At 73.5% G+C, this 25,584-nt stretch carries 28 protein-coding genes and 1 tRNA gene; 12 read left to right on the forward strand and 17 right to left on the reverse strand.

The window, feature by feature from the left end; genetic code table 11:
* Positions 1-91: 91 nt before the first annotated feature.
* Positions 92-556 (reverse strand): GatB/YqeY domain-containing protein, encoded by a 465-nt coding sequence (locus ACFVQZ_RS22210; RefSeq protein WP_030495793.1) that lies wholly within the window; start codon positions 554-556, stop codon positions 92-94.
* A 74-nt stretch (positions 557-630) separates the two neighbouring features.
* On the opposite strand from ACFVQZ_RS22210, the gene ACFVQZ_RS22215 reads away from it, so the two are divergent.
* From ACFVQZ_RS22215 to ACFVQZ_RS22235, 5 genes are all read left to right on the forward strand, one after another.
* Positions 631-1,569: a metallophosphoesterase gene (locus tag ACFVQZ_RS22215; protein ID WP_030495792.1), complete on the forward strand. Its 939-nt coding sequence runs from the start codon at positions 631-633 to the stop codon at positions 1,567-1,569.
* A gap of 40 nt (positions 1,570-1,609) precedes the next feature.
* Entirely contained in the window at positions 1,610-2,293 is a 684-nt protein-coding gene (locus ACFVQZ_RS22220) for a Pr6Pr family membrane protein (RefSeq protein WP_383625158.1), read from the forward strand.
* 38 nt (positions 2,294-2,331) lie between these two features.
* Positions 2,332-2,405, forward strand: a tRNA-Pro gene (locus ACFVQZ_RS22225).
* 105 nt (positions 2,406-2,510) lie between these two features.
* Entirely contained in the window at positions 2,511-2,717 is a 207-nt protein-coding gene (locus ACFVQZ_RS22230; RefSeq protein WP_383625161.1) for a hypothetical protein, read from the forward strand.
* A 134-nt stretch (positions 2,718-2,851) separates the two neighbouring features.
* Positions 2,852-3,550, forward strand: a complete 699-nt coding sequence (locus ACFVQZ_RS22235; RefSeq protein WP_383625274.1) for an alpha/beta fold hydrolase — start codon at positions 2,852-2,854, stop codon at positions 3,548-3,550.
* Here the strand turns inward: ACFVQZ_RS22235 and ACFVQZ_RS22240 are convergent.
* Entirely contained in the window at positions 3,543-4,421 is an 879-nt protein-coding gene (locus ACFVQZ_RS22240) for a glycosyltransferase family 2 protein (RefSeq protein ID WP_383625164.1), read from the reverse strand. The genes ACFVQZ_RS22235 and ACFVQZ_RS22240 overlap by 8 nt on opposite strands.
* A 577-nt stretch (positions 4,422-4,998) precedes the next feature.
* On the opposite strand from ACFVQZ_RS22240, the gene ACFVQZ_RS22245 reads away from it, so the two are divergent.
* Positions 4,999-6,231, forward strand: a complete 1,233-nt coding sequence (locus ACFVQZ_RS22245) for a serine/threonine-protein kinase (protein ID WP_383625167.1) — start codon at positions 4,999-5,001, stop codon at positions 6,229-6,231.
* A gap of 23 nt (positions 6,232-6,254) precedes the next feature.
* Here the strand turns inward: ACFVQZ_RS22245 and ACFVQZ_RS22250 are convergent, their stop codons facing one another.
* The 3 genes from ACFVQZ_RS22250 to ACFVQZ_RS22260 all read right to left on the reverse strand — a co-directional run bounded on the left by ACFVQZ_RS22250 (position 6,255) and on the right by ACFVQZ_RS22260 (position 9,172).
* Positions 6,255-6,536, reverse strand: coding sequence for a hypothetical protein (locus ACFVQZ_RS22250; protein ID WP_383625170.1), 282 nt, complete (start codon positions 6,534-6,536; stop codon positions 6,255-6,257).
* A gap of 113 nt (positions 6,537-6,649) precedes the next feature.
* Positions 6,650-7,663, reverse strand: coding sequence for a YdcF family protein (locus ACFVQZ_RS22255; protein ID WP_383625173.1), 1,014 nt, complete (start codon positions 7,661-7,663; stop codon positions 6,650-6,652).
* A gap of 123 nt (positions 7,664-7,786) precedes the next feature.
* A complete protein-coding gene (locus ACFVQZ_RS22260) occupies positions 7,787-9,172 on the reverse strand; it encodes a tetratricopeptide repeat protein (protein WP_383625176.1) in 1,386 nt (461 codons plus the stop codon).
* A gap of 199 nt (positions 9,173-9,371) precedes the next feature.
* Between ACFVQZ_RS22260 and ACFVQZ_RS22265 the strand changes: the two genes are divergently transcribed.
* Together ACFVQZ_RS22265 and ACFVQZ_RS22270 are read left to right on the forward strand one after the other, a co-directional pair.
* Complete coding sequence (locus ACFVQZ_RS22265; RefSeq protein ID WP_030497304.1) at positions 9,372-10,400, forward strand: AsnC family transcriptional regulator; 1,029 nt, start codon at positions 9,372-9,374, stop codon at positions 10,398-10,400.
* Between the two features lie 119 nt (positions 10,401-10,519).
* Positions 10,520-10,819, forward strand: a complete 300-nt coding sequence (locus tag ACFVQZ_RS22270; RefSeq protein WP_030497305.1) for a DUF6191 domain-containing protein — start codon at positions 10,520-10,522, stop codon at positions 10,817-10,819.
* Here ACFVQZ_RS22270 and ACFVQZ_RS22275 read toward each other — a convergent pair.
* A complete protein-coding gene (locus ACFVQZ_RS22275; protein WP_030497306.1) occupies positions 10,797-11,627 on the reverse strand; it encodes a class I SAM-dependent methyltransferase in 831 nt (276 codons plus the stop codon). The genes ACFVQZ_RS22270 and ACFVQZ_RS22275 overlap by 23 nt on opposite strands.
* A gap of 92 nt (positions 11,628-11,719) precedes the next feature.
* Here ACFVQZ_RS22275 and ACFVQZ_RS22280 point away from each other — a divergent pair, with 92 nt between their 5' ends.
* Positions 11,720-12,469, forward strand: coding sequence for an SURF1 family protein (locus ACFVQZ_RS22280; protein ID WP_030497307.1), 750 nt, complete (start codon positions 11,720-11,722; stop codon positions 12,467-12,469).
* A gap of 106 nt (positions 12,470-12,575) precedes the next feature.
* Here the strand turns inward: ACFVQZ_RS22280 and ACFVQZ_RS22285 are convergent, their stop codons facing one another.
* The 6 genes from ACFVQZ_RS22285 to ACFVQZ_RS22310 all read right to left on the reverse strand — a co-directional run bounded on the left by ACFVQZ_RS22285 (position 12,576) and on the right by ACFVQZ_RS22310 (position 18,007).
* Complete coding sequence (locus tag ACFVQZ_RS22285; RefSeq protein ID WP_383625181.1) at positions 12,576-13,829, reverse strand: hypothetical protein; 1,254 nt, start codon at positions 13,827-13,829, stop codon at positions 12,576-12,578.
* Positions 13,826-14,554 (reverse strand): SigE family RNA polymerase sigma factor, encoded by a 729-nt coding sequence (locus tag ACFVQZ_RS22290; RefSeq protein ID WP_081959551.1) that lies wholly within the window; start codon positions 14,552-14,554, stop codon positions 13,826-13,828. The genes ACFVQZ_RS22285 and ACFVQZ_RS22290 overlap by 4 nt, the downstream gene beginning before the upstream one ends.
* Before the next feature lie 347 nt (positions 14,555-14,901).
* A complete protein-coding gene (locus ACFVQZ_RS22295) occupies positions 14,902-16,170 on the reverse strand; it encodes an aspartate kinase (protein WP_030497310.1) in 1,269 nt (422 codons plus the stop codon).
* 127 nt (positions 16,171-16,297) lie between these two features.
* Positions 16,298-16,954 carry a DUF5063 domain-containing protein gene (locus tag ACFVQZ_RS22300; RefSeq protein ID WP_030497311.1) on the reverse strand — a complete coding sequence of 219 codons (657 nt, stop codon included), beginning with the start codon at positions 16,952-16,954 and terminating at the stop codon, positions 16,298-16,300.
* Positions 16,955-17,010: 56 nt separating this feature from the next.
* The gene (recR, locus tag ACFVQZ_RS22305; RefSeq protein ID WP_030497312.1) at positions 17,011-17,610 is read right to left on the reverse strand and encodes a recombination mediator RecR; all 600 of its coding nucleotides are present in this window, start codon (positions 17,608-17,610) and stop codon (positions 17,011-17,013) included.
* Between the two features lie 61 nt (positions 17,611-17,671).
* On the reverse strand, positions 17,672-18,007 hold the full coding sequence (locus ACFVQZ_RS22310) for a YbaB/EbfC family nucleoid-associated protein (RefSeq protein ID WP_030497313.1): 336 nt from the start codon (positions 18,005-18,007) through the stop codon (positions 17,672-17,674).
* Between the two features lie 289 nt (positions 18,008-18,296).
* Between ACFVQZ_RS22310 and ACFVQZ_RS22315 the strand changes: the two genes are divergently transcribed.
* Entirely contained in the window at positions 18,297-19,001 is a 705-nt protein-coding gene (locus ACFVQZ_RS22315) for an SLATT domain-containing protein (protein WP_383625277.1), read from the forward strand.
* Between the two features lie 26 nt (positions 19,002-19,027).
* Here the strand turns inward: ACFVQZ_RS22315 and ACFVQZ_RS22320 are convergent, their stop codons facing one another.
* The 3 genes from ACFVQZ_RS22320 to ACFVQZ_RS22330 form a co-directional block, all read right to left on the reverse strand.
* A complete protein-coding gene (locus ACFVQZ_RS22320; protein ID WP_030497315.1) occupies positions 19,028-19,678 on the reverse strand; it encodes a hypothetical protein in 651 nt (216 codons plus the stop codon).
* A gap of 112 nt (positions 19,679-19,790) precedes the next feature.
* Positions 19,791-20,504 carry a GntR family transcriptional regulator gene (locus ACFVQZ_RS22325; protein WP_383625187.1) on the reverse strand — a complete coding sequence of 238 codons (714 nt, stop codon included), beginning with the start codon at positions 20,502-20,504 and terminating at the stop codon, positions 19,791-19,793.
* Between the two features lie 83 nt (positions 20,505-20,587).
* Positions 20,588-21,949 carry an aspartate aminotransferase family protein gene (locus ACFVQZ_RS22330; protein WP_030497317.1) on the reverse strand — a complete coding sequence of 454 codons (1,362 nt, stop codon included), beginning with the start codon at positions 21,947-21,949 and terminating at the stop codon, positions 20,588-20,590.
* A 146-nt stretch (positions 21,950-22,095) separates the two neighbouring features.
* On the opposite strand from ACFVQZ_RS22330, the gene ACFVQZ_RS22335 reads away from it, so the two are divergent.
* Together ACFVQZ_RS22335 and ACFVQZ_RS22340 are read left to right on the forward strand one after the other, a co-directional pair.
* Complete coding sequence (locus tag ACFVQZ_RS22335; protein ID WP_030497318.1) at positions 22,096-22,689, forward strand: DJ-1/PfpI family protein; 594 nt, start codon at positions 22,096-22,098, stop codon at positions 22,687-22,689.
* A 23-nt stretch (positions 22,690-22,712) separates the two neighbouring features.
* Complete coding sequence (locus tag ACFVQZ_RS22340) at positions 22,713-23,606, forward strand: hypothetical protein (protein ID WP_383625192.1); 894 nt, start codon at positions 22,713-22,715, stop codon at positions 23,604-23,606.
* A gap of 13 nt (positions 23,607-23,619) precedes the next feature.
* On the opposite strand, the gene ACFVQZ_RS22345 is transcribed toward ACFVQZ_RS22340, so the two are convergent.
* The gene (locus tag ACFVQZ_RS22345) at positions 23,620-24,504 is read right to left on the reverse strand and encodes a glycoside hydrolase family 19 protein (protein WP_030497320.1); all 885 of its coding nucleotides are present in this window, start codon (positions 24,502-24,504) and stop codon (positions 23,620-23,622) included.
* A gap of 160 nt (positions 24,505-24,664) precedes the next feature.
* A complete protein-coding gene (locus tag ACFVQZ_RS22350) occupies positions 24,665-25,519 on the reverse strand; it encodes a VCBS repeat-containing protein (protein WP_063835387.1) in 855 nt (284 codons plus the stop codon).
* Positions 25,520-25,584: the final 65 nt, after the last annotated feature.

Consider the following 25,584-nt stretch of genomic DNA (forward strand, 5'->3'; position numbering starts at 1 on the left):
ACGCGAAGGGCGCCCCCACCGGATGCGGAATCCGGCGGGGGCGCCCTTCGCATACGCCGACGTACGCCGACGTACGTCCGCGCGCGTGCGGTCAGCCCGCGAGCAGCTTCTTCACCGCGGCGGCCACCCGGCCGCCCTCGGCCTGACCGGCCACCTTCGGGTTCACGATCTTCATGACGGCGCCCATGGCACGCGGACCCTCGGCACCGGCGGCCCGCGCCTCCTCGACGGCCTCGGCGACGATGCCCTCCAGCTCCTCGTCGGTGAGCTGCTTCGGCAGGTACGCGTCGAGGACGACGCCCTCCGCCCGCTCGCGCTCGGCCGACTCGTGGCGACCGCCCTGCTCGAAGGCGTCCGCGGCCTCGCGCCGCTTCTTCGCCTCCTTGGCGATCACCTTCTGCACCTCGTCGTCGGAGAGCTCGCGCTTGGTCTTGCCCGCGACCTCCTCCTTGGTGATGGCGGCGATGGTCAGCCGCAGGGTCGAGGAGCGCAGCTCGTCGCGCTCCTTGATCGCGGCGTTGAGGTCGTCCTGCAGTCGTGCCTTGAGCGTGGTCATGGCATCAAGTGTGGCAGGTGGTCCACGCGTACCGCCCGTGCATTTACGCCCCGCGGGTCTGGAACGATGGGGGGATGCGCGCACGGTACGGGATCCCCCTGAAGATCACGGCAGGCGTCGCGGCGACGGCCGCGGCCGGACTCGTCTACGCGGCGGGCTTCGAGGCCCGCTCCTTCCGGCTCCGCCGGATCACCGTCCCCGTCCTGCCGCCGGGCATGGCCGACCTGCGGGTCCTCCAGGTCTCCGACGTCCACATGGTGTGCGGCCAGAAGAAGAAGCGGCTCTGGCTGCAGAAGCTCGCCGGGCTCCGCCCCGACTTCGTCGTGAACACCGGCGACAACCTCTCCGACACCGAGGCCGTCCCGGAGCTCCTCGACGCCCTGGGCCCGCTCATGGACTTCCCCGGCGTGTACGTCTTCGGCTCCAACGACTACTACGGCCCCCGGCTGCGCAACCCCGCCCGCTACCTCGTGGAGAAGGCGCAGGGACGGCACGGCCTCAACGGCAACAAGCCCGTCGTCGGCGCCGTGCACAACCCGTGGGAGGGCATGAAGGACGCCTTCGACGCGGCCGGCTGGATCGACCTCACCAACACCCGCGGCCGGCTCAAGCTCCCCCAGGCCGACCTCGCCTTCACCGGCCTCGACGACCCCCACATCAAGCGGGACCGGTACGAGCGGGTGGCCGGTGGCCCCGACACCTCGGCGGACTTCTCCCTCGGCATCGTGCACGCGCCGTACCTGCGCACCCTCGACGCCTTCACCTCCGACGGCTACGAGCTGATCCTCGCCGGGCACACCCACGGCGGGCAGCTGTGCGTCCCCTTCTACGGCGCCCTCGTCACCAACTGCGACATCGACACCGACCGCGCCAAGGGCCTCTCCACCCACACCGCCGGCGGCCACACCTCCTACCTGCACGTCTCCGCGGGCTGCGGCACCAACCGCTTCACCCCGGTCCGCTTCGCCTGCCCGCCCGAGGCGACGCTGCTGACCCTGACGGCACGCGCCTGACGTCCGTACGGGGGCGGCCCCGCCCCCGTACCGTGACCGCATGCCGAACCGTTTCATCGCCGTCGTCCGCGGCCTGATCGCCCTCGCCGCGGCGACCGGCGTCACGATCGACTGCGTCGTCGGGAACCCGCTGGTCGCCTTCAGCTTCTTCACGATCTGGACCAACACCGCCGTCGCCGTCGTCCTCGGCCTCGGCGCCGTCCGCGCCTGGACCGGCCGGCCGCCGCTCCCGCCCGCCTGGACCGGCGGGACACTGCTCTGCATCACGATCGTCGGCCTCGTCTTCCACCTGGTCCTCGCCAACCCGTCGAGCCCCTTCAACCAGGCCGCCGCCGTCGACGCCCTCACCGGCGCCCGCGCCCTCTCCAACCAGCTCCTGCACACCGTCACCCCGATCGGCGTCGCCCTCGACTGGCTGCTCCTCACCCGCCCCGGCGCCTACCGCCCCCGGCACGCCGTCCTCTGGCTCGCCGCCCCCGGCACCTACCTGGCCTTCGCCCTCGTCCGCGGCGCGCTCCTCCCCGCGGACCACCCCACCCGCTACACGTACCCGTTCCTCGACGTCGCCGCCCACGGCTACGCCGGCGTCCTCCTCAACGCCGTCGTCCTCGGTCTCGCCTTCACCGCCCTCGGCCTCCTCCTCGTCCTGGCCGACCGCTTCCGACCTGCGGCGGCACGCTCCGAGAACCGGATTTCGTCTCTGGGCGCGGGTGGGCTAAAGTAATCGATGTCGCCGCGACGTGAAGAACAGAGCAGCGACATCGGGGTGTAGCGCAGCTTGGCAGCGCGCTTCGTTCGGGACGAAGAGGTCGTGGGTTCAAATCCCGCCACCCCGACAGCCGAAACAGCAGGTGAGGCCGGTACTGATCTCAGTACCGGCCTCACCTGTCTTTGTCCGCGGGTCCGGTCGTCCGCCCCGCGGCCCGCTGTAGCGTGACGCCATGGACGAACCCCGGATCACGGTCCACGGCTCGGCGACGGAGATCACGATCGCGGCCAACGCGGCAGGGCTCCGGAGCCTCGCCGAGCGGCTCCTCGGACTGGCCGACCCTGAACTCCGGAACGGCTATCACGAGCACCTCGACAGCGGCATCGATCTGGAAGACGGCTCGATCAGCCTGATCCTGGAGCGGGACGAGAACGTGTAGGGACCGCTCGGCGGGCTTCTCGGTCCGTGCCCCACCTCCACGCGTGAACACAGCCGTCAGGCAAGGGCGTTAGTGTCCTCGCGGTGGCCGACGGGGCACGGGCGTGAGGGGGCGCGGTGGGCGGGCTGGTGTGGGTGCACGGGGCCGGGGGGAGTGTCGAGGGGCACTTCGGGGGGCTGGCACGGCGGTTCGGGGAGCGGTTCCGGTGCGTGGCCGGGGAGTTGCCCCGGCGGACCGGGGGCGGGGTCGACGCGGCCGTGGACGGGATCGTGGCCGCCGCGGACGCCGCCGGACTGGAGACGTTCGCCGTGTGCGGGTACTCGCTGGGGGCGCCGCTGGCCGTACGGCTCGCGGTGCGGTGCCCGGAGCGGGTCACGCGCGTGGTGCTGACGGCGCCGTTCGCCCGCGCCGACCACCGGATGCGGCTCGGGATCTCGCTGTGGCGCGGCCTCCACGAGAGCGGGCGGACCCGGCTGCTCGCCCAGCACCTGGCGCTGACCGGACTCGGCGCCGGCTTCCTCGACCGGACCGACCCCGGACGGCTGCGGGCCATGCTCGCGCTCGCGCCCGCCCCGCCCGCCACGACCCCCGCCCACCTGGAGCTCGCCGAGCTCATCGACGTACGCGACGACCTGGCGCGGCTCGCGGTGCCCGCGCTCGTCGTCGTCACCACCGAGGACCCGCTCGTCTCCCCCGACCGGCAGCGGGAGCTCGCCGCGTCCGTCCCCGGCGCCCGCACCGCCGAACTCGGCACCGGGCACCTGCCGTTCTGGGAGGACCCGGACGGCTGGGCGGACCTCGTCGAGGACTTCCTGGCGGCCGGCGTCAGATGATCGGCGGACGGCCCAGCCGCGTCATCCGCAGCACCGTCGACCAGCGCATCGGACGGCGCGGCCCCGCCGGCGCCTTCAGGCCCTCCGCGAACCCCGCGAACCAGGCGCGCAGACCCCGCACCGAGCGGGTGCGGGCGACGGTCAGCAGGACCCAGACCACCAGATAGAGCGGGACCAGCGGGGCCGGCAGGTTCCGCTTCGCCAGCCACACGCGGTTCCGGGCGGTCATCCGGTAGTAGACGTCGTGCCGGGCCGGGCTCGTCTTCGGGTGCTGGAGCAGCAGCTCGGGCGCGTACTTGATCCGCCAGCCGTCGTCCAGCGCCCGCCAGGCCAGGTCCGTCTCCTCGTGCGCGAAGAAGAACTCCTCCGGCCACCCGCCGATCCGCTCCAGCATCGGCATCGACAGCCCGTGACCACCGCCCAGGAACGTGGTGACCTCACCGCCGCGCATCGGGTCCTTCGCCCCCAGCCGGGGGATGTGCCGGCGCTGCGTCTCACCCGTCTCGTCCGCGATCCGGAACGAGACCACGCCCAGCTCCGGCTCCCGCTCGTACAGGTCCACCAGGCGGCGGAACACGTCCGTGTCGACCAGCAGTCCGTCGTCGTCCAGGTCGACCAGGACGTCCACGTCACCGAACGAGCGGAGGGTGTCGATGGCCACGTTCCGGCCGCCGGTCACGCCGCGGTTCTCCGGCAGCTCCACGCCCGTCACGCCCTCGGGGAGCTCGGGCAGCGAACCGGTGCCGTTGCCGACCACGACGATCCGGGCGGCGGGCTCGTCCTGCTTCGCCACCGACTCGAGCAGCGCGCCCAGCTCCGCGGGGCGGGTGCCCATCGTCAGTACCGCCACGCCCACACGCGGTCGCGCCACGGTCCACTCCGTTCCAGCTCGGGGTCGGGTCTCGGCACCCATTGTTCACCCTTCGGGAACCCGGGCGGAACCCGGAAGGTACCCGGGCGGTGCCTGGGAGGGTAGCGGGGTGGTCGCCCTCGGGGGGCGCCGGTCCGTGGGGGCGGTCGGTGGGGGTGGTCTGTCGGGGCGGTCTGCAGGGGCGGTCTGCAGGGGCGGTCTGCAGGGGCGGTCTGCAGGGCGCGCCGGCGGGGCCGGGAATCGGGGGGCTCGCGGCGGAACCTGCAAGGGGTCTCGCTGCGTCCGTGCGTACGGCGGCGGTTCCACCGTGGTTCCGGGGTTCTCCGGTGCGGTTCCGGGTGCGTTCCGGTCCGGTTGCGCCTTCTCCAGCCCGGTTTCGGGTCCGGTTGCGGGCTTCTCCGGTCCGGTTCCGGGTCCGGGTCCGTCGTGGTTCCGCTTCGGGGGGAGCGCGGCGAGAGCGCGCGGTCAGCGGCTCTACTCTGGTCCTCTGCCGTCAAGTGATCGATTGTCGAAAGGGCGTCTCCTGGTGCTGGTCGCGGACCGATATCGGCTCCACGGGTGTATCGGCCGTGGCGGCATGGGCGAGGTGTGGCAGGCCACCGACGAGGTCCTGGGCCGGCCGGTCGCCGTGAAGCTGATGCTGGCCCAGTCCACCGACCCCTCCGGCGCCGACCGCTTCCGCCTGGAGGCGCAGACCGCCGCACGGCTCAGCCACCCGCACGTCGTCGGCGTCTTCGACTTCGGCACCTGGGACGGCAAGCTCTTCCTGGTGATGGAGCTCGTCGAGGGCGACAGCCTCGGCTCCTCCCCCGCCAACCCGCTGGTCCTGCCCGCGGAGCGGGTCGCCGTGGTCGCCGCGCACGCCGCCGCCGGCCTCGCCGCCGCCCACCGGCAGGGCGTCGTCCACCGCGACATCAAGCCCGGCAACCTGCTCATGGACGCCGAGGGCACGGTCAAGCTGGCCGACTTCGGCATCGCCCGCTTCGTCGACGACCCGTCCGCCGGGCTCACCACCACCGGCCAGATCGTCGGCACCGGCCTCTACCTGGCCCCGGAGCGCGCCCTCGGCAAGCCCGCCTCGCCCGCCTCGGACGTGTACTCGCTCGGCTGCGTCCTCTACCAGCTGCTCACCGGCCACCCACCGTTCCGCGCGGACACCGCGACCGCCCTGCTCTACCAGCACATCGACAGCGCCCCGACCCCGCCGAGCCGGCTCGGCGTCGTCCTCACGCCCGCCTTCGAGGCGTACCTGCTGAGCCTGCTGGCCAAGCAGCCCGAGCAGCGACCGCCCGCCCAGGCCATCGCCGACTGGTTCGGGTCCGGCGCCTGGCGGGAGTACGCGCCCCGCCCCGCCGCCGCGGCCATGCCGGGAGCCGTCCCCGCCGGCCCGCCGGTCCAGGCAGCGCCCGCGCCGGGGGGCGCGCACCGCGGGGCGGGGGCTCCTTCGGCGGCCATGCCCGCGCCTCGTGGCCCGGGGGGCTCCCCCTCCCCCCTCCCCCCCGCCCCCTCCCACCCCACCCGCCCCTCCCGCTCCTCCTCGCCCCTGCCCCCTTCTCCGATCCCCGGGCCCCGGTCCGGGCACGGTCCCGGGGGTGGGGCGCCGGTCACCTCCGTGTCCGGCTCCATGGCCGTCACCACGTCCGGCTCCGGGGGTGCCCGGCGGCGTGGTGGCGAGCGGGGTGGTTCCGGTGCTTCGGCCGGTGGGGCGCTCGCCGAGCTGTCGCGGCGGCGGCCCCGTAAGACGGCCGCTGTCGCGGGGATCGTCGCCTTCGTCGTGTTCCTCTTCATCGGGATGGCCTGGATGTCCTGAGCCGCCGCGCCGGCCGCGTCCGGTCAGTACAGCCGGGGCGCCATCACGTGGGCGTCCGGGTCTCCCTCGGCGAGGAGGAGACAGCGGGGCACTCCGGGGCCGAGGGTGGCGCGGACGGTCGCCGGGGTCGGCGGGTCCGTCGGCAGCTCGATCGGGACGGCCACCGGACGGTCGCCGCCGCCCTTCGCGTACCCGGTCTCCTTGCCGTCGACGAGCACCTCGACGACGGGCCGCAGGCCGGTCTCCACGGTCGCCGAGACCGAATGGCCCCGGTAGTCGATGTGGAAGTGGTGGCGTCGCCTCATGGGTCACCTCCGCGGCGGGCACCGGGCGCCGCTTCCGGCGCCCGCGGACACCTCCGTCCCTCCAGCCTAGGGACGCGGGGCCCGGGCCGCCCCTCCTGTAGCGGGGCGGACCGTCACGGGGCCGCCAGGAGGCCCAGGCAGCCGACGGCGACGAGTATGGCGCAGACCGCCAGGTTGACCTTCCGGTACTCCACGAAGACCGCGGCGAACTCGCGGAGGGTGGCGCTGGGCCAGAAGTACGCGGCGGTCGGCGAGCCCACCACCTGGCCGTCCACCCCGGCCTTCCGGGCCATGAGCGCCGCCCGGAACGCGTGGAAGTTGTTGGTGACGATCACGCAGCCGGCGCCCGGCCGCTCGGCGTCCATCAGCTCCTTGCTGAACAGCAGGTTCTCCTCGGTGGTGCGGGAGCGGTCCTCGCGGCGGATCCGGTCCTCGGGGAAGCCCCGCTCCACGAGGTACCCGGCCATGGCGTGGGACTCCGGCAGCTGCTCGTCGGGGCCCTGGCCGCCGGAGGTGACGAGGAGCGGCGGGGCGTCGCCGCCGCGCGCGGCCAGCCGCTCGTACACCTCGCGGCCCCGGTCGAGGCGGCTGGCGAGGAGCGGCGGGACCCGTCTGCCGCCGATCAGGCCGGAGCCGAGGACCACCACGAAGCCGGCGTCGCGGCGCAGCCGCATCCGGCCGTACAGGAACGCGTAGCCGACGAAGCAGAGGAAGAGGAAGGAGACGTAGCCGAGGACGAGGAGCAGGGTGAGGGCGATGACGCCGAGGACGCGGGAGCGGAGGAGGACCGCCACCGCCATCAGCGCGAGCACCCCGAAGATGCCGAGGCCGGCGAGGAGCGGCAGCAGGTTGGCCAGGCGTCTGCCCTCCTTGCGGATCATCTCGACGCCGTTGGCGCAGAGCAGCCCGGCGAGGACCACCGGGCCGAGGCCGAGGACCAGCAGGAGCAGGACGAGGACCGTCTCCGTCAGGCCGTGCGGCAGGTCGTCGACGGCCGAGAGGAGTCCGAGGCCGAGGAAGGTGACGGCGAGACCGAGGTACACCGCGTTCCCGAAGCGGCGGCGGTCGCGCAGTACACCGACCCCGAAGCAGAGGAGGAACAGGGCGGACACCGCGAAAGCGATCATGGCGTCATCGTAGGCATCGGGTCCGGTGGCGGAGCGGACCGCGGGCGAAGCTGTGGACAACTTCGCGGGGGCTGCGCCGTCCCCACCCCGGGAGGGTGAGTCCGCTGCGGTCGGGCGGGGCCGTCAGCGTTCGCGGGAGAGGGCGAACAGGCCCTTGCGGGCGCCTTCTTCGTACGCCTCCCGCAGCCGCGGGTCGTCCAGGAGCGCGTTCAGCGCCGCGTCGCTGCGGGCCCGGGCGGCCGTGCAGTACCGCGCCGGGCGGTAGGACGGGTCGAAGACGGCGGTGCGCAACAGGTCGACGGCGCCGAGGAGATGGGCGGCGCGGTCGGGGCGGCCGTCCAGCAGCCGGATGCGGGCGAGGAGTTCGGCCGCGCAGGCGGCGCCGACCGGCGAGCCGAGCCGCAGGTGTTCACGCAGCGCCCGGCGGGCGTGCTCGGCGGCGCGGGCCCGTTCTCCGTCCCAGGCGAGGAGTTCGGCGCGGGCGTGGTCGGCCCAGGCGTCGGCGAACAGGTCGCGGCCCGCCCAGGTCCGCCGGCCCGCCCCGTCGAGTTCCAGCTGGTCGAGCGCCTCCTGCGCGGCCTCCGGGTCGGTGCGGCTGAAGCAGAGCGCCAGGGCCGCCCAGCACGCCTCCCGGGTCGGCCCGAAGTCGGGCACGTCGCCGATCTGCGCCAGCGCCTCCCGGAACTCGTCCGCGGCGGCCCTGGTCCGCCCCTGGTAGAGGGCGATGGAGCCGCGCAGGTGGGCGAGCAGGCCCAGGCACTTCACGTCGCCGTCCCGTACCGCGCTCGCCCACGCCTGGACGAGCAGCGGATCGGCGTCCTCGGGGCGGCCCGACTCCAGTTCCAGGAAGGCGGCGAGCCACAGCGCCCGGGCGGGCGGCGGTTCCGGGTGGAGGGCGAGGGCGTGCCGCAGCCGGGTCCGCCCTTCGGGGACCCGGCCGCAGGCCACCCACAGGAACCACAGGGAGACGGCGATCTCCAGGGCCGCGCCGGCCTCGTCGCCGGGCGTGTCGGCCGTCGTCGGGTCCATGGCGGCGGCCAGGTCGGGGAGTTCGCGCAGGGTCAGGTCGCGGGCGTCGAGCTGGCGGCCCCGCTGCCACCATTCGGCGGCGCGCCGGGCGACCTTCACGTACCAGGTGCGGTGGTGCAGGACGACGTGCCGGCGGTCGCCGCGGGCGGTGAGCCGCCGGGCGCCGACCGCGCGCATCGCGTGCGGCATCCAGTGGCGCGGTCCGCCGTCCTCGCCGTCGAACAGGTCGTCCACCGGCAGCAGTGCCCGGGGTGCCAGCCGGTCCAGGACGGCGCCGACGTCGACGGCGGCGAGCGCGCCGTATCCGCAGACCTCCGTCACGGCGCGCCGGTCGAAGGCGCCCTCGAAGACGGACAGCCGCTCCCACAGCAGGCGTTCCGCCGGGCCGGAGGCCAGGTATCCCTCCTCGGCGGCGGCGAGCTGGCCGGTTCCGACCTGCTCGCCCCACAGCACCTCGTACTCGGGTGGCTCCCCCGCCACTCGCCCCATGGTCGTCATCCCCCGTGCGTCCCTGTTTCCGCCGATATGGCCGGGGCCGCTGGACGCCGCCGCTGTGACGTATGGCCGAATTCATGGCCATCGGGCGCCGAGGCGGCTTGAATGCATAGGCCCCGGTCCACATCCTGGGGTGCTCTCGGGGCCATCACCAAGGTTTTCCGGGGATCGGCCAAGGAGGAAAATGCGCACCGGGGAATCCGTCCTGGGAGAGGCGGATATGTCGCTGATCCACGCGCTCCAGATACGGCCGCGGGCGAGCTGGACGCAGCTGTCCGCCGTCCTCGGCAGCGGTCCGGACACCCTCGCCCGCCGCTGGGAGCACCTCACCTCCGGGGGGTACGCCTGGACGTCGATGCTCATCGCGCGGCGCGGCACGGAGGCGGCGCTGTACGCGTGGGTCGAGCTGGAGTGCACCGCCGGCACCACGGAGGCGACGGCGCTCGACCTGTCCGGCGACCCCGGCACCCTCGGCGTCCACGCGGTGACGGGCGGCGCCGACCTGGTGCTGCTGCTGATCGCGCCCGACCTGCCCGCCCTCGACGCCTACGTCACCGGCCGGGTCCGCCGGCTGCCCGGGGTGCTCCGGGCCCGCACCCAGGTCGTCACCCGCATGCACAACCGCCCGTACCGCTCCCGCGTCGAGCAGCTCTCCCCGGGGCAGGCGCGGCTGCTGACGGAGGTGACGGCGCTGGAGCGGCGGGAGGGGGCACGCGCGCGCGTGGCGCCCCAGGTGACCGAGCTGGACCGGCGGCTGGTGGCGGAGCTGGCCGGGGACGCGCGCCGCAGCGCCGCCGAGCTGGCCCGGCAGTGCGGGACCAGCGAGTCGACGGTGCGGCGCAGGCTGGACGTGCTGTCGGCGGGCGGCGCGCTGCACCACCACTGCCAGCCGGCGCCGCGCTTCTCCGGGCGGCCGGTGTGGGCGATGGTGACGGCGCAGGTGGCGCCGCTGGACGAGGCGGCGACGGTGGCGGCGCTGACCCGGGTGCGGCGCACCCAGGTGATCACCTCGGTGACCGGGCCGCACAACCTGGCGGTGGCGATGTGGCTGGGTTCGGTCGAGGAGCTGCACGAGATCACGGCGGGGCTGGTGCGGGCGGCGCCGGCGCTGCGGATCACGGGGACGGCGGTGAGTCTGCGCACGTACAAGATCGGGGCGCAGGTGCTGGGCGACGACGGGCGCCGGACGCACCACGTGAAGCCCGACGCGTGACCTCGCCCGCGTGACCCCGCCCGTACGAGGCCATCCCCGCGTGCGGCGGCGCCCCGTACGACGACGCCCGCGGCCCCCGGGCCTTTCGGGGCGCCCCGCGCGCGTGGTCTCCTGGGGGCATGGAGTTCGCCGTGTTCGTGACGCTGCCGGGGCTGGTGATCCTGCTGACGGTGGTCGCCTTCGCCGATCAGTTCCTCCGCATGACCGGCCGCGGGAAGCGGCGCGGCACGGTCTCGTCGACCGGTTTCGAGCAGCTGCACGCCACCTTCTCGCCGGGCAAGCAGAGCGAGCTGAAGGAGCGGCAGAGCGCCCTGCTGATGCGGGACGACGAGGAGGACGGCGCGCCGCCGCGCCGGACCACGGTGGATCTGGCGGGCGGCCGTGCGGTGATCCGGATCAGGCCGGGCGGGACGCCTTGAGCGAGTACATCAGCGGGACGCGGGGGCGGCCGGCGGGGAAGCGGTAGTAGCCGTCCTCGTGGCGCTCCAGGGTCGCGTAGCGGGGGACGAGCGTGACGTGGTGCTCGTGCAGGAACTCGATGCGCAGTCCGGCTTTGGCGAGCGCGGTGACGACCTCGCCGACCGGGTGCACCCACTCGACGCTGCGGTTGTGGACCGTGGGCACGTCCGCGTCGGTGTAGGTGCCGGGGGTGGTGTCGACCCAGGGGTCACGGACGAAGTAGTCGTGGACGAGGGTGCTGCCGGTCTCGTCGTCGAAGGAGTCCGCGACGGGGTGGAACTCGGAGACGTACAGGAAGCCGCCGGGGGCGACGAGGGAGGCGGCGGTCTCGGCCCAGCGGTCGAGGTCGGGCAGCCAGCAGAGCGCGCCGACGCCGGTGTAGACGATGTCGTACGCCCGGTCGGGCACGGCCTCGGCGGCGTCGTACACGTCGGCGGCGACGAACGCGGCGCGGTCGGGGCCGAGGCCGATCTCGGCGGCGAGGGCGCGGGCGGTCTCGACGGCCGGTTCGGAGAAGTCGAGGCCGACGACCTGCGCGGCGCCGTGCCGGGCCCAGGAGAGGGTGTCGAGGCCGATGTGGCACTGGAGGTGCAGCAGGGTGCGGCCGGTGACGTCGCCGACCTCGGCGAGCTCGAAGTCGCGCAGGGCGTCCTTGCCGGCGCGGAAGGCGTCGAGGCCGTAGAACTCGCTGGCGGCGTGGATCGGCACGCGCTCGTCCCAGCGGGCACGGTTGGCCTCGTACCAGTCGTCGGGGGTCGGTGAGTACATGCGGCGAGGTTAGCCACCGGGTCACCCGGGCGCGAACGGGTATTCGGCGCCCTCCCGGCGGGGCGCCGGGAGGGTCCCCGTACCGTGGAGGCGTGTACCGGTTCCTGAGGACCCCCCGCTGGTGGGGGATCAATCTCTTCGTCGTGCTGGCCGTCCCCGTGTGCGTCTTCATGGGGACCTGGCAGCTGGGCAAGTTCGAGGATCGCGTCGACTCCCATCAGGAGGCGGAGCGCAAGCCGGCCGCGAGCGCGCAGCGGGCCGAGCCGCTGGCGGAGCTGCTGCCGGTGGACAAGGAGACGTCGGGGCGCGCCGCGGAGGCGAGCGGGCGGTACGGGAAGCAGTTCCTGGTGCCGGACCGCGAGCTGGACGGCAGGGCGGGCTCGTACGTGCTGACGCTGCTGCGGACGGACGAGGGGCGCTCGCTGCCGGTGGTGCGGGGCTGGCTGCCGGAGGGCGCGGAGGCGCCGCCGGTGCCGTCGGGCGAGGTCACGGTGGTGGGCGCGCTGCAGGCGTCGGAGAACCAGGGGACGAAGGGCGTGCGGACGGCCGGCGGGCTGCCCGAGGGGCAGCTGGGCGTGATCAGCGCGGCGGCGCTGGTGAACGTGGTGCCGGACGACGTGTACGACGCGTGGATCACGCTGACCGAGTCGCCGAAGGGTCTGACGCCGGTGCCGGCGGCCGCGGCGGCGGGCACGGGTCTGGACGCGAAGGCGTTCCAGAACCTGGGTTACACGGCGGAGTGGTTCGTCTTCGGCGGTTTCGTGGTCTTCATGTGGTTCCGGCTGCTGCGCCGGGACAAGGAGGCGGCGCGGGACGAGGAGCTGGGCCTGGCCGGGTCCTGACGGCGCGGCGGAGGGGCCCCGGGACCCGGGGGCCCTCGGTGGGTCGGTGACGGACGGCGGAGGGGCCGGGAGAGTCGTTCTCCCGGCCCCTCCGTCGTGTGCGCGTTCAGTTCTTGAGCAGGCCGGTGCGGTAGACGGTGCCGGCGCAGGCGTCGGTGAGGACCGTGGTGACGGTCGGGTCGCCGGGCTCCGCGGTGTGGCTGACGGTGACGCTGCCCTTGCCGGGTTCGGCGCGCGTCAGCTGGGTGCTGACGCCGGAGTCGGTGCCGGTGCCGGTCTCGGTGCCGGTGCCGCCGCCTTCGCCGCCGCCGGGGTCGGTGCCGTCGCCGCCCTCGGTGGGCGTGGGCGTCGGCTCCGTCGGGGGCGGGAGGGTGGGCTCGGTGGGGGTGGGCGTGGGTTCGGTGGGCGTCGGGGTGGGCTCGGTCGGGGTGAGGGTGGGCGGCGGGGTGCTGCCGCCGCCGGTCGGGCAGGTCTCGCTGGGCACCCAGGCGAACTTCACCTGGTACGAGTCGCCGGGTTCGAGCAGCACGGACGCGGACTCCGCGGACGGGGACGGCAGGCCGGTCGCGGGGTCGCCGTCGGTGTGCCGGGCGACGGCGATCCGGTTGGGGTCGGCGCTGCCGAGGGTGGCGACGCCGACCAGGCCGTCGCCGCCGACGACGCAGGGGGCGTCGGAGGCGTTGACGACGGTGAAGCCGCCGTAGACGACGCCGGTGGCGTCGGGGCCGGTGTTGTAGGCGCCCGCCGACTGGAGGGTGCCGCGGGCGCAGCCGGGCGCCGTGCCGCCGCCGGCGGGGCGGCCGGTGGTGGCGGGGGTGCCGTGGGGGCCGGTGCGGTCGCCGTTCTTGCCGGGGGTGGCGCGGGTGGGCTCGGTGGTGGGCGAGACCTCGGCGGCGGGCGATTCGCCGGCGGCGGGGCCTTCGGTGGCGGTGCCGGTGCCGCCCTGGGCCTGCTGGCCGTGGCCGGCGAGGGCGGGGTCGGCGGCGGCGGTGACGCCGGGCGAGCCGGCGACGTGGACGAGGGCGGGGACGGCGGTGCCGATGAGGACCGCGGCGGCGGCGGCGCCGACGAGGGCCTGCCGCTTGCGGGCGCGGCGGGCGGGGACGGCGTGCCGCAGGTGGTCGAGGGCCTCGGCGGAGGGTTCGAGGCCGGCGACGGCGCCGTGGAGCAGGCGCCGCAGCGCGAGTTCGTCCTCCGCGTCGTCCTCGCCGGGTCCGGGCTCGAAGTCCATCATCAGTCGTCCACTCAGGTCGTCACGTCCGACGCGTCCCTGTTCGAAGGCGCGTCCGCTGCGTTCGTCGGGGTCGTGGCGCTCCTCGCCGGGGCCGTTCTCCTCCCGGTCGTCCGGTTCCCTGCTCATGCCTTGGCCTCCATGACGACGCGCAGGGCGGCGATGCCCCGCGAACCGTACGCCTTCACCGAGCCGAGGGAGATGCCGAGGGTCTCGGCGACCTGGGCCTCCGTCATGTCGGCGAAGTAGCGGAGGACGAGGACCTCGCGCTGGCGGCGCTGGAGGCCCTTCATGGCCTTGATGAGGGCGTCGCGCTCCAGCTGGTCGTACGCCCCCTCCTCGGCGCTGGCCATGTCGGGCATCGGCTTGGACAGCAGCTTGAGGCCGAGGATGCGGCGGCGCAGCGCGGACCGGGAGAGGTTGACGACGGTCTGGCGCAGGTAGGCGAGGGTCTTCTCGGGTTCGCGGACGCGCCGGCGGGCCGAGTGGACGCGGATGAACGCCTCCTGGACGACGTCCTCGCAGGAGGCGGTGTCGTCGAGGAGGAGCGCGGCGAGGCCGAGCAGCGACCGGTAGTGGGCGCGGTAGGTCTCGGTGAGGTGGTCGACGGTGGTGCCGGTGGCGGCGTCGGCCGCCGTGCGGGGCGCGGGGATGCCGCTGACCCCGCCCGCGCGGGATTCGGTGGGCACGACGGTGGTCACCGCGGGCCCGTCGAGAGGGCGTGGACGTACGGGCGGGCGGGCCGCGGGGCCGCGTGCGGGCGCGGAAACGCCACCGGGCGCCCGGAGCGGGAGCACGGCCGTGCGGACCCCGCGGAGCGGGGAGAGCGCGGGGATGTCGAGTACGTCTGCCACGCCTGTTGGACTCGTGTTCCCCCAGGATGGTTGTACGCGTGCGCCGCCGTTCTCGGCGACGGGCTGCTCATCCTCATGCGTTACCGTTCTCCCCCTTTGCCCCGATTCTTCGCGCGCTCCGCACCACGTCCATGGGTGAACGCGGAGACGCGACCCGCCCAACTACTAGTTGCAGCAAGGGGGAAGAGCATCGTCCGACACCACATCACCGCAGTTCAAGGGGGTTCCGCCGCCGAATTGCTCACAGGATGTTCACAGAACCTGCGAAGTCACCGCAATCGGAACGAGAACCGCGCCCCGCCGCGGGGAAGCGGCCGGGCGCGGCGGGTGGGACGGGGGCGGCGGGGTCAGCGCCCGGTGCCGCCGTAGACGACGGCCTCGTCCGAGTCGCTGTCCAGGCCGAAGGCGGTGTGGACGGCGCGCACGGCCTCGTTGACGTCGTCGGCGCGGGTGACGACCGAGATGCGGATCTCGGAGGTCGAGATGAGCTCGATGTTGACGCCCGCGTCGGACAGGGCGCGGAAGAAGTCCGCGGTGACGCCCGGGTTGGTCTTCATGCCGGCGCCGACGAGGGAGATCTTGCCGATCTGGTCGTCGTAGCGGAGCGAGTCGAAGCCGATGGCGCCCTTCGCCTTCTCCAGGGCGTCGATGGCCTTGCGGCCCTCGGCCTTGGGGAGGGTGAAGGAGATGTCGGTGAGACCGGTGGAGGCCGCCGACACGTTCTGCACGATCATGTCGATGTTGATCTCGGCGTCCGCGACGGCCCGGAAGATGGCCGCGGCCTCGCCCGGCTTGTCCGGCACGCCGACCACGGTGATCTTCGCCTCGGAGGTGTCGTGGGCGACACCGGAGATGATGGCCTGCTCCACCTTGTCCCCTGTCGGTTCGTTGCTGACCCACGTGCCCTGGAGTCCGGAGAAGGACGAGCGGACGTGGATCGGGATGTTGTAGCGGCGCGCGTACTCCACGCAGCGGTGCAGCAGCACCTTGGAGCCGGAGGCGGCGAGCTCCAGCATGTCCTCGAAGGAGATCCAGTCGATCTTCTTCGCCTTCTTCACCACGCGCGGGTCGGCGGTGAAGACGCCGTCGACGTCGGTGTAGATCTCGCAGACCTCGGCGTCGAGCGCGGCAGCAAGCGCCACGGCCGTGGTGTCGGAGCCGCCGCGGCCGAGGGTGGTGATGTCCTTCTTGTCCTGGGACACGCCCTGGAAGCCGGCGACGATGGCGATGTTGCCCTCGTCGAGGGCGGTGCGGATGCGGCCCGGCGTGACATCGATGATGCGCGCTTTGTTGTGGACCGAGTCGGTGATGACACCCGCCTGGCTGCCGGTGAACGACTGGGCCTCGTGGCCCAGGTTTTTGATCGCCATCGCCAGCAGGGCCATGGAGATCCGCTCTCCGGCGGTCAGCAGCATGTCGAACTCGCGTCCGGCAGGCATGGGAGAGACCTGCTCGGCGAGATCGATCAGCTCGTCCGTCGTGTCGCCCATCGCGGAGACCACGACGACCACCTGGTGGCCGTTCTTCTTGGCTTCCACGATCCGCTTGGCGACGCGCTTGATGCCCTCGGCATCGGCAACGGAGGAGCCTCCGTACTTCTGCACGACAAGGCCCACGTGCGCTCCTCGCTCGGTCGGTGCCACAGCCGGTGCTGCGGTCGGCTCAGTCTAACGAGCGACCGGAAAACGCCGATCCGCTATCACATCCTGAGACACGGTGCTCAGAACGTGATCACTCCGGGCGCTAGAGCCCCTTCAGCCCCAGCGGCCCCGCGATCTCCTGGATCATCACCCGGCCCGCCTCCTCGGCGAGGTCGTCGTCGGCCAGGTCCTCGTCGATGTCCAGGCCGTCGAGCGCCGCCAGCGGCTGGTCGAGGCGGACGTGCGCCACCAGGGACTGCAGGGCGCGGAGGGTGGCCGAGGCGGTCGGGCCCCAGTTGGAGAAGTACGAGAACTGCCACCACCACAGGGCCTCGGAGGTCCGGCCGGCCCGGTAGTGGGCGAGACCGTGCCGCAGGTCCGCGACGATGTCGGCGAGGTTGTCCGAGATGCGGGCCGGGACCGGCGCCTTGCGGGGCTCGTACGGGTCGAAGACCTCGGAGAAGACGTCCACCGGCTCCAGCATCACCGCGAACCGCTCCCGCAGCTCGTCCACGTCCGGCTCCGGGCCCGTGTCCGGCTCGTACCGCTCGTCCGGGACGATGTCCTCGTGCGCGCCCAGCCGGCCGCCCGCGAGCAGCAGCTGGGACACCTCCAGGAGCAGGAACGGCACCGCGCTGTCCGGTTCGTCGCCCTTGGCGACCTCGGTCGTGGCCACGATGAAGCTCTCGACGGAGTCCGCGATCTGCACCGCGAAGTCGTCGGGGCTCTGCGTGACGGAGTGGAGCGTGGGATCAGACATCGAGGAGCCTCCCTGAGACCTCACCGGCACCGGCCCGGTCCTCCCGCGCCCGGTCGTCATACATCTAGCAGCCTCCGTCCCTCGAAGGCACGGCCCAGCGTCACCTCGTCGGCGTACTCCAGGTCGCCGCCGACCGGCAGCCCGCTGGCCAGCCGGGTGACCTTCAGCCCCATCGGCTTGATCATCCGGGCCAGGTACGTGGCGGTGGCCTCGCCCTCCAGGTTCGGGTCGGTCGCCAGGATCAGCTCCGTGACCTCCCCGTCCGCGAGGCGGGCCAGCAGCTCCCGGATCCGCAGGTCGTCGGGGCCGACGCCCTCGATCGGGCTGATCGCGCCGCCGAGGACGTGGTACCGCCCCCGGAACTCGCGGGTCCGCTCGATCGCGACGACATCCTTCGGCTCCTCGACCACGCAGATCACCGTCCGGTCCCGGCGCGGGTCGCGGCAGATGGTGCACTGCTCCTGCTGCGCCACGTTCCCGCAGACCGCGCAGAACCGGACCTTCTCCTTGACCTCCAGCAGCGCGTGCGCCAGCCGGCGCACGTCCACCGGTTCGGCCTGCAGGACGTGGAAGGCGATCCGCTGCGCGCTCTTGGGACCGACGCCGGGCAGCCTGCCCAGCTCGTCGATCAGGTCCTGGACCACGCCTTCGTACAACGGAACGCCCTTCCCGGGGTGTGCGGCCTTGCCCTCTTACGGTAGTGGCTGGACGTGCTCCCTAGAAGCCCAGGCCCGGCATCCCGCCGAGGCCCTGCGCCAGCGGGCCCAGCTTGGTCTGCTGGAGCTGCTGCGCGTTGTCGTTCGCGGCCTGGACGGCGGCCACGACCAGGTCGGCCAGGGTCTCGGTGTCCTCCGGGTCGACCGCCTTCGGGTCGATCACCAGGGCGCGCAGCTCGCCGGAGCCGGTCACCGTCGCCTTGACCAGGCCGCCGCCCGCCTGGCCCTCGACCTCGGTCGCGGCGAGCTCCTGCTGGGCGCGGGCGAGGTCCTGCTGCATCTTCTGCGCCTGCTGGAAGATCTGCTGCATGTTGGGCTGGCCGCCACCGGGGATCACGGTCACTCCTCGTGGTTGAGACGTCGGCCGGTCCCGTCGGGAACCGGTGTTCCGAGCCTACGCGGTCGGGGACCGCGCCGCCGCGACAACTCTTTCGGGTGAGAAACTGCGGGCTCCTCTACCTGATCAACACCCTCTTGCGGGCGGAAATCCCGGGATTCCGGGCCCACCGCCCACCATTCGGCGGTAGGAAGGGCAGGCACCACGTGCACCGCACGTCACAGAAGGTCACGAGCGCCACGAACGCTGGGCTGAGCAGAGGAGTCCCCCGGTGAGCCACCAGCCGGAGATGCAGCCGCCGGGGCAGCCCGGGGAAGCCGTCGACAGAGATCTGACCGGGAAGCCGTTCCCCCTGGGCGACTGGGGCGAGCCCGCCGAACGCCTCGACGAGCTCTACCGCTGGGTGGAGGCCAACGCCCTGCGCACCGCCGAGTGGTACCTCTCGGACCGGGTCTGGAAGCGCCGCTGCGCCCGCGCGCTGCGGGTCGGCACCGCGCTCGGCGTGATCGCCGGGGCCGCGCTGCCGCTGCTCGACCTGACCGGGGCCGCCGAGGGCACGGCCGGCTGGGGCTATCTGTCGCTGCTGCTCGGCGCCGCCTGCCTGGCCTGCGACCGGTACTTCGGGCTGACGTCCGGCTGGATGAGGGACGTGGCGACCGCGCAGGCGGTGCAGCGGCGGCTCCAGGCGCTCCAGTTCGACTGGGCGTCGGAGAGCGTGCGGGAGGTGCTGGGCCCGACCGAGGGGACGGCGAGCGAGGCCGCCGAGCGGTGCCTCGGGGTGCTGCGGCGGTTCTCGGATGACGTCACGGAGCTGGTGCGGGCGGAGACCGCGGACTGGATGGTCGAGTTCCGCTCGGGACCGGCGCCGCTGGCGCTCCAGTCGGTCGGGGTCGTACCGGCCCGGCCGGAGACGGCGCACCCCTCGGGGCGCTTCCCGCTGCCGCCGGGCACCCGGCCGAACATGCCGCGGCAGCGGCCCCCGGAGACCCGCTGAGGGCCTCCGGGCCGGCCGTCGCGCCGTCAGCTCAGCATGATCATCGAGCCCTGGGCGAGGCTGCGGGTGGCCGCCGCGTGCAGCCCCAGCCAGACGTGCCGCTCCCGGGCGAAGGGTCCGCCGTCGTACGGGACCGGGGCGGCCGGCTCCTCCAGCTCGGTGGGCCGGGCGGGCGGGGCCGGGGCGGCCGGCGGGTTCGCCGGGTCGATGCCGAGCGCCGGGGCGACGAACTCCAGTTCCCGCAGCAGGCCGTACGAGGAGCCGAGCGGGCCGCCGCCGGCGAGCAGTTCGTCGCTGGAGAGCGGGACCGGGAAGTCGACGGGCACGTAGGCGCCGGCGTGGTCGTAGTGCCAGACCAGGTGGGACTGCTGGGCGGTCGCCTCGAACATCTCCAGCAGCTGTTCGTAGTCCCCGCCGAGCTCACCGACGGGCTCGACCGGGAGCCCGCAGACCGCCAGCAGGTAGGCGCGGCGCAGGTAGTGCAGGGCCTCGTAGTCGAAGCCCGCGACCGGGGCGACGTCACCGGAGAGCCCGGGCATGTACGCGTACACGGGCACGGTCGGCAGGCCCGAGGCGCTGAGCACGGCGTCGTACGCCGCGAGGTCCTCGGCGAAGGGGTTGTCGGGGCTGTGGCACAGCACGTCGACGAGGGGGACCAGCCACAGGTCACAGGCCAAGGGAGGCTCGCTCTCCGTCAGTTCCGGGGAGGGCCAGGGTAGTCGGCGGCACCGACGACGCCCACCCGAGGGAGGCCTGCCCCGGGAAGGGGCGGCTCAACCGGCCCGGGGGTCACCGGCCGGTCCGGGCCTCCAGGCGGTCGGCCCACTCCAGGGAGTGCGCGTGGTAGGCGCGGAAGACGCCGACGGCGGCCTCGGCGTCGCCGCGGGTGACGGCGTCGATCAGCTCCACGTGCCCGGACCACAGCCATCCGTGGAGGTCGCGCTCGGCCCGCAGGTACGGCACCGAGAAGGCCCACGCCTGGACGCGGAGGCGGTGCAGGAAGTCGGCCAGGGGCTCGTTGCGGGCGACGAGCCGGCCCAGCTCGTGCCAGAAGCGCAGGTCGTAGCCGATGAGGACGTCCAGGTCGCCGGCCCGGGCGGCGCGGGCGGCGGCCTCGCCCCGGCGGCGTATCGACACCAGGACCACGCCGACGCCGGGGTCCGGCTCGGGCAGCGGGGCCCGCGCGTACGGGGCGTGGCGGCGGAAGATGCCGTCGACGACGAGCATCCGGGCCTCGGCCATGGCGCGGTAGTCGGCCACGGAGAAGCGGTGGACGCGGAAGCCGCGGTGCTGGTCGGAGTCGAGCAGGCCCGCCGCGCAGAGCTCGACCAGCGCCTCGCGGACGGGCGTGGCGGAGACGCCGTACTGCTCCGCGATCTGCTTGACGGTGAACTCCTGGCCGGGCTGGAGACGCCCCGCGAGGACCTCGTCACGGAGCGCGTCCGCGATCTGCCGGCTGAGGGTGCTGCGGGTGACGGCGCTGTTCGCGGACGTACCGGGCATGCGGGCGGGGCCCCCTCCGTGAGGTTCCGGAAGACTCTAGTCCAGTCCCGGTCCCTCGGGAGGGGGCCCCAGGGGCCGCCGGGTCAGGCGGTGTGCTCGTCGGCGACGGTGAGGGCCGCGTCGAGGGCGGCCAGGCCCTCCTTGACCTCGTCCTCGGTGACGTTGCAGGCGGGGACGGCGTGGGTGCGGTTCATGTTGACGAAGGGCCACAGGCCGTTCTTCTTCGCCGCGGCGCCGAAGGCGGCCATCGGGGCGTTGGCCTCGCCGGCCGCGTTGTACGGGACGAGCGGCTCGCGGGTCTCCTTGTTCTTCACCAGGTCGAGCGCCCAGAAGACGCCCATGCCGCGGACCTCGCCGACGGACGGGTGGCGCTCGGCGAGCTCGCGCAGGCCGGGGCCGAGGACGGTCTCGCCGATGCGGGCGGCGTGCTCGACGACGCCCTCCTCCTCCATCACCCGGATGGTGGCGACGGCGGCGGCGCAGGCCAGCGGGTGGCCGGAGTAGGTGAGGCCGCCGGGGTAGGGGCGGGTCTCGAAGGTGGCGGCGATCTCCTCGCTGAGGGCGACGCCGCCGAGCGGCACGTAGCCGGAGTTGACGCCCTTGGCGAAGGTCATCAGGTCGGGGACGACGTCGAAGTGCTCGGCGGCGAACCACTTCCCGGTGCGGCCGAAGCCGGCCATGACCTCGTCGAGGACGAGGACGATGCCGTACTTGTCGCAGATCGCGCGGACGCCGGGGAGGTAGCCGGGCGGCGGGACCATGATGCCGGCGGTGCCGGGCACGGTCTCCAGGATGATCGCGGCGATGGTGCCGGGACCCTCGAACGCGATGGTGTCCTCCAGGTGCGCGAGGGCGCGCTCGCACTCCTGCTGCTCGGTCTCGGCGTAGAACGGCGAGCGGTAGAGGAACGGCGCCCAGAAGCGCACCACGCCCGCCGAGCCCGTGTCGGAGGCCCAGCGGCGCGGGTCGCCGGTGAGGTTGATCGCGGTGGAGGTGGCGCCGTGGTACGAGCGGAAGGCGGAGAGCACCTTGTGGCGGCCGGTGTGCAGCCGGGCCATCCGGACGGCGTTCTCGACGGCCTCGGCGCCGCCGTTGGTGAAGAAGATCTTGTTCAGGTCGCCGGGGGTGCGCTCGGCGATGAGGCGCGCGGCCTCGGAGCGGACGTCGACGGCGAAGGCGGGCGCGAAGGTCGCGAGCTTCCCGGCCTGCTCCTGGATCGCGGCGACCACCTTGGGGTGCTGGTAGCCGATGTTCGTGTAGACGAGGCCGCTGGTGAAGTCGAGGTAGCGGTTGCCGTCGTAGTCCCAGAAGTACGACCCCTCGGCGCCGGCCACGGCGAGCGGGTCGATCAGGCCCTGGGCGGACCAGCTGTGGAAGACGTGCGCGCGGTCCGCGGCCTTGACGGCGGCGCCGGCCTGGGGGTCGGGTACGACATGAGGGGTCATGCCTCCGCACTGTAAGGAACCGCAGGTGGGACGGCCATCACCATCTTGTCCACCGAGAACGCGCCGGACGCGACACTGTGCTCTGCGGGACGGCGGCCGCGGATTCCCGGTGGACAGGGCGCGGTCGGGCGCGACAGCCTGCCGTCATGACCTCCAGGACCGTTCACCTCGCCGTGTACGACACCCTCGCCGACTGGGAGACGGGGCACGCCACCGCGTGGCTCGCCCGGGACGGCTTCACCGTGCGGACCGTCGGCGCCGAGGCCGGGAAGCCCGTCACCACCATCGCCGGGATGCGGATCGTCCCCGACCTCGCCCTGGCCGACCTGCGGCCCGAGGACAGCGCGCTGCTGATCCTACCGGGGGCCGAGAAGTACGACGAGGGCGACGAGCTCGCCCCCTTCACCGCCGCCGCCCGCGCGTTCCTGGACGCCGGGGTGCCGGTCGCCGCCATCTGCGGCGCCACCGCCGGGCTCGCCCGGGAGGGCCTGCTCGACGACCGGGCGCACACCAGCGCCGCGTCCTTCTACCTCGCCGCCACGGGGTACGCGGGCGGGGAGCGGTACGTGGAGGCCGACGCGGTCACCGACGGGGACCTGATCACCGCCGGGCCGACCGAGCCGGTCGCCTTCGCCCGTGAGATCTTCGGCCGGCTCGGCGCGTACGAGGGGAAGCGGGACGCCTGGTACCGGCTGTTCCACCACTCCGACCCGGCCGCGTTCGAGGAACTGAACGGCTGAACCGGCGGAACGAGCTGCGCGTCATGGACACGTCGGGGGGCAGTGCCGCCACCAGGGCCTTCGGGAGGGGGACGGTCGGGGCCGCGGTCGCGGCGGTGGTGTGCGCGCTGGCGCAGGTGTCCGCGTATCCGCCGCTGGTGCCGGAGGTGGCGCTCGCGGGGGTGTCGGCGCTGTGCGCCGCGGGCTGGGTGGCGGCCTCGTACCGGCTGCGGGGGAAGGGGCACCTCGACGCGCCGCCGCGCAAGAGGCGGCCGGACAACAGGGTGCTGCCGTACCTCTTCGCCTTCGGGGTCCCGGTGTCCACCGTGACCGCGCTCCTCCTGCTCTTCACGCCGAGCAGCGCGCGGGGCCAGTGGGAGGAGCGGATGGAGGCGGCGGGGTACGGGGAGCACCGGGTGCCGGTGGTGCGGCTGGCGGGGAAGCCGGAGTACGTGCCGAAGGGCGAGGACAACGACCCGTACTACCTGACCGACGTCGTGGTGCGGGTGCCGTTCCGGGACGGGGCCCGCGAGGTCACCGTGCAGGGGTACTCCACGGCGCCGGAGCCGCCCGTGCCGGGCACGGAGCTGGCGGTGTACTTCGCGCCGGGGGCGCCGGACGGGCCGGTGAGCGAGCAGGACCGGGTCGGCCTGGACGGGGCGACCGTGACCTGGCTGGCCGTGTTCTTCGTGTGGCCGTGGGCGATCGTCGCCGGCGGCATGCTGAAGTCGTACATCGGGGTGGCCGCGGTGCGGCGGGCGCGGCGCTTCCGGCCGGTGGTGCACCTGCCGGCCCTCGGGATCCTGCTGGCGGGGGTGGTGCTGCTGCTGCCGGTGGCGCTGGAGTTCCAGGTGGCCGGGTTCGCCCGGCTGCCGGCGTTCGCCGGGGCGTTCGCGCCCGCGCTCGCCCTGACCTGGGTGGTCAGGACGAGCTCGTAGGGCGCCGGGGCCGCTAGCAGTACAGGTTCGGGCCCGTCGGGACGCCGAGGATCTGGGTGAACTGCTGGTACTTGGTGACGCGGCTCTGGACCTGGGCGGGGTTGCCGCCGTTGCACTCCAGGGCGCCGTTGATGGCCCAGATGGTCTGGCCGAAGCCGGCGCCGTTGACCATGGCGTTGTGGGCGGTCATGGTGCCGGGGCCGTTCTGGGTGTTCCAGTACCAGAGGCCGGTCATCATGGCGACGTCCGGCTCGCGCTCGACGCGCCAGGGGTTGTTCAGCAGGTCGAGGCCGAGGGCGTCGCCGGCGGCCTTGTAGTTGAAGTTCCAGGAGAGCTGGATCGGGCCGCGGCCGTAGTAGGCGGCCTGGCCGGCGGGGCAGCCGTAGGGCTGCTTCGCGTCGCAGTAGTGCGGGTAGTTGGCGGTGTTCTGCTCGACGATGTGGACGAGGCCGCCGGTCTCGTGGGCGACGTTGGCGAGGAAGGCCGCGGCCTCCTGCTTCTTCACGGTGTCGCTGCCGGTGCCGGCGAAGGCGGGGTACTTCTTGGTGGCGGCGACCAGACCGGCGTACGTGTAGAAGGGGTTCCGGTTCGGGAACATCTGGTTGAACTGGGCCTCGGTGACGACGAATCCGGAGGGGTCGGGGGTGCCGCCCCCGCCGCCGGTGCCGCAGGCGCCCTCGTCGCGCCAGACGTCGCTGGTGCCGGGGCGCTCGTTCTGCGTCCACCACTTCGCGTACCAGTTGCGGCCGTTGTACGAGGCGGTCATGCCGCCGGTGTAGACCTGGCCCGAGTTCCAGGCGGTGACGCAGGCGGGGGCCGCGCCGGCGGTGGCGGGGAGCAGGACCGCGAGCCCGAACGCCGTACACAGGGCGGCGAGGAGGGCGAGAAGACGTCGCATGCGCTGTCGTCCTTCCGGTGGGGGGAAGGCCAGCGAACCGGCACTGGTCTGTACCTGTCAAGGTCTAGACCAGAACTCGCCGCGGATGCCCGGGGAAACGGCGGGCGGCCCCGGCCCGGTGAACCGGGTCGGAGCCGCCCGCGCGCGAAGTCGCCTCCGTCTACAGGAGGTTGAAGTTCTTCATGTACGCGCCCATGAACGGCACCGGCGCCTTGAACGGCTTCGCCGCGTCGCCGGTGCCCGCGTAGCTGACCACCTCGCCCGTCGTCTTCCGGGCGAGCAGGTCCACCTTGCCGTCCTGGTTGTCGTCGCCGAGCGACACCAGCCGGTCGTACGCGTTCCACCCGCCGCCGATCCGCGTACGGCTCGCGAACGGCGCCTTGTAGTCGCCCGTTCCCTTGTAGAGCCACAGGACGCCGGTCTTGTCGCGGGCGACGATGTCGGCCCTGCCGTCACCGGTCAGGTCGCCCTGGCCCGCGAGCTGGTCGTACGCGTTCCACCCGCCGCCGACCCGCATCCGGGTGGTGAGGCGGCCGTCCGGGTAGGCCAGGTAGCTCCACAGCACGCCGGCCGTGTCGCGGCCGATCAGGTCGGCCTCCGCGGCCCCGCCGAGGTTTCCGGGCGACAGGACCTCGGGGTAGATGTTCCAGCCCTTGCCCACGGTCTTCGTCGACTGCCAGAAGTCGCCGACCATGCCGGCGAAGTCCAGCCGCCCGTCCTTGTGGAGGGTCCACTTGGCCTCGCCGTAGCCGTCGCCGGTGTTGTCGACCGTGATGATGTCGGCGAGGCCCGACTGGTCGGCCGGGAGGGCCAGGTCGCTGGTGAGGTGGGGCCCGTCGTGGTGCCACTCCCACAGGTCGCGGGTCTGCTGGTGGACGCCGTACAGGTTGAAGACGGGCGCCACCGGGTCGGCGGCCGGGGCGGCGACCGCCGAGGACGCGCCGGTGGCCGTCGCCACCGCGACGGCGGTGGCGAGGAGGCCCGCTCGGATTCCGGGCCTGTGTCGTGCGGACATGTGCGCATTCCCCCTGTGTTGTTTCGCTGTCACCCTTCCGACCCGCGAAGGCCCCCCAGGGTTGT

It is taken from the genome of Streptomyces sp. NPDC057854, from assembly GCF_042797055.1.
GTDB lineage: Bacteria > Actinomycetota > Actinomycetes > Streptomycetales > Streptomycetaceae > Streptomyces.

Excerpts from the sequence above, each read along its gene's own strand:
- ACFVQZ_RS22210 (WP_030495793.1), bottom strand. The coding sequence starts at position 556 with ATGACCACGCTCAAGGCACGACTGCAGGACGACCTCAACGCCGCGATC.
- ACFVQZ_RS22215 (WP_030495792.1), top strand. The coding sequence starts at position 631 with ATGCGCGCACGGTACGGGATCCCCCTGAAGATCACGGCAGGCGTCGCG.
- ACFVQZ_RS22220 (WP_383625158.1), top strand. The coding sequence starts at position 1,610 with ATGCCGAACCGTTTCATCGCCGTCGTCCGCGGCCTGATCGCCCTCGCC.
- ACFVQZ_RS22230 (WP_383625161.1), top strand. The coding sequence starts at position 2,511 with ATGGACGAACCCCGGATCACGGTCCACGGCTCGGCGACGGAGATCACG.
- ACFVQZ_RS22245 (WP_383625167.1), top strand. The coding sequence starts at position 4,999 with ATGGGCGAGGTGTGGCAGGCCACCGACGAGGTCCTGGGCCGGCCGGTC.
- ACFVQZ_RS22250 (WP_383625170.1), bottom strand. The coding sequence starts at position 6,536 with ATGAGGCGACGCCACCACTTCCACATCGACTACCGGGGCCATTCGGTC.
- ACFVQZ_RS22255 (WP_383625173.1), bottom strand. The coding sequence starts at position 7,663 with ATGATCGCTTTCGCGGTGTCCGCCCTGTTCCTCCTCTGCTTCGGGGTC.
- ACFVQZ_RS22265 (WP_030497304.1), top strand. The coding sequence starts at position 9,372 with ATGCGCACCGGGGAATCCGTCCTGGGAGAGGCGGATATGTCGCTGATC.
- ACFVQZ_RS22270 (WP_030497305.1), top strand. The coding sequence starts at position 10,520 with ATGGAGTTCGCCGTGTTCGTGACGCTGCCGGGGCTGGTGATCCTGCTG.
- ACFVQZ_RS22275 (WP_030497306.1), bottom strand. The coding sequence starts at position 11,627 with ATGTACTCACCGACCCCCGACGACTGGTACGAGGCCAACCGTGCCCGC.
- ACFVQZ_RS22285 (WP_383625181.1), bottom strand. The coding sequence starts at position 13,829 with ATGAGCAGGGAACCGGACGACCGGGAGGAGAACGGCCCCGGCGAGGAG.
- ACFVQZ_RS22300 (WP_030497311.1), bottom strand. The coding sequence starts at position 16,954 with ATGTCTGATCCCACGCTCCACTCCGTCACGCAGAGCCCCGACGACTTC.
- ACFVQZ_RS22315 (WP_383625277.1), top strand. The coding sequence starts at position 18,297 with ATGCAGCCGCCGGGGCAGCCCGGGGAAGCCGTCGACAGAGATCTGACC.
- ACFVQZ_RS22325 (WP_383625187.1), bottom strand. The coding sequence starts at position 20,504 with ATGCCCGGTACGTCCGCGAACAGCGCCGTCACCCGCAGCACCCTCAGC.
- ACFVQZ_RS22330 (WP_030497317.1), bottom strand. The coding sequence starts at position 21,949 with ATGACCCCTCATGTCGTACCCGACCCCCAGGCCGGCGCCGCCGTCAAG.
- ACFVQZ_RS22335 (WP_030497318.1), top strand. The coding sequence starts at position 22,096 with ATGACCTCCAGGACCGTTCACCTCGCCGTGTACGACACCCTCGCCGAC.
- ACFVQZ_RS22340 (WP_383625192.1), top strand. The coding sequence starts at position 22,713 with ATGGACACGTCGGGGGGCAGTGCCGCCACCAGGGCCTTCGGGAGGGGG.
- ACFVQZ_RS22345 (WP_030497320.1), bottom strand. The coding sequence starts at position 24,504 with ATGCGACGTCTTCTCGCCCTCCTCGCCGCCCTGTGTACGGCGTTCGGG.
- ACFVQZ_RS22350 (WP_063835387.1), bottom strand. The coding sequence starts at position 25,519 with ATGTCCGCACGACACAGGCCCGGAATCCGAGCGGGCCTCCTCGCCACC.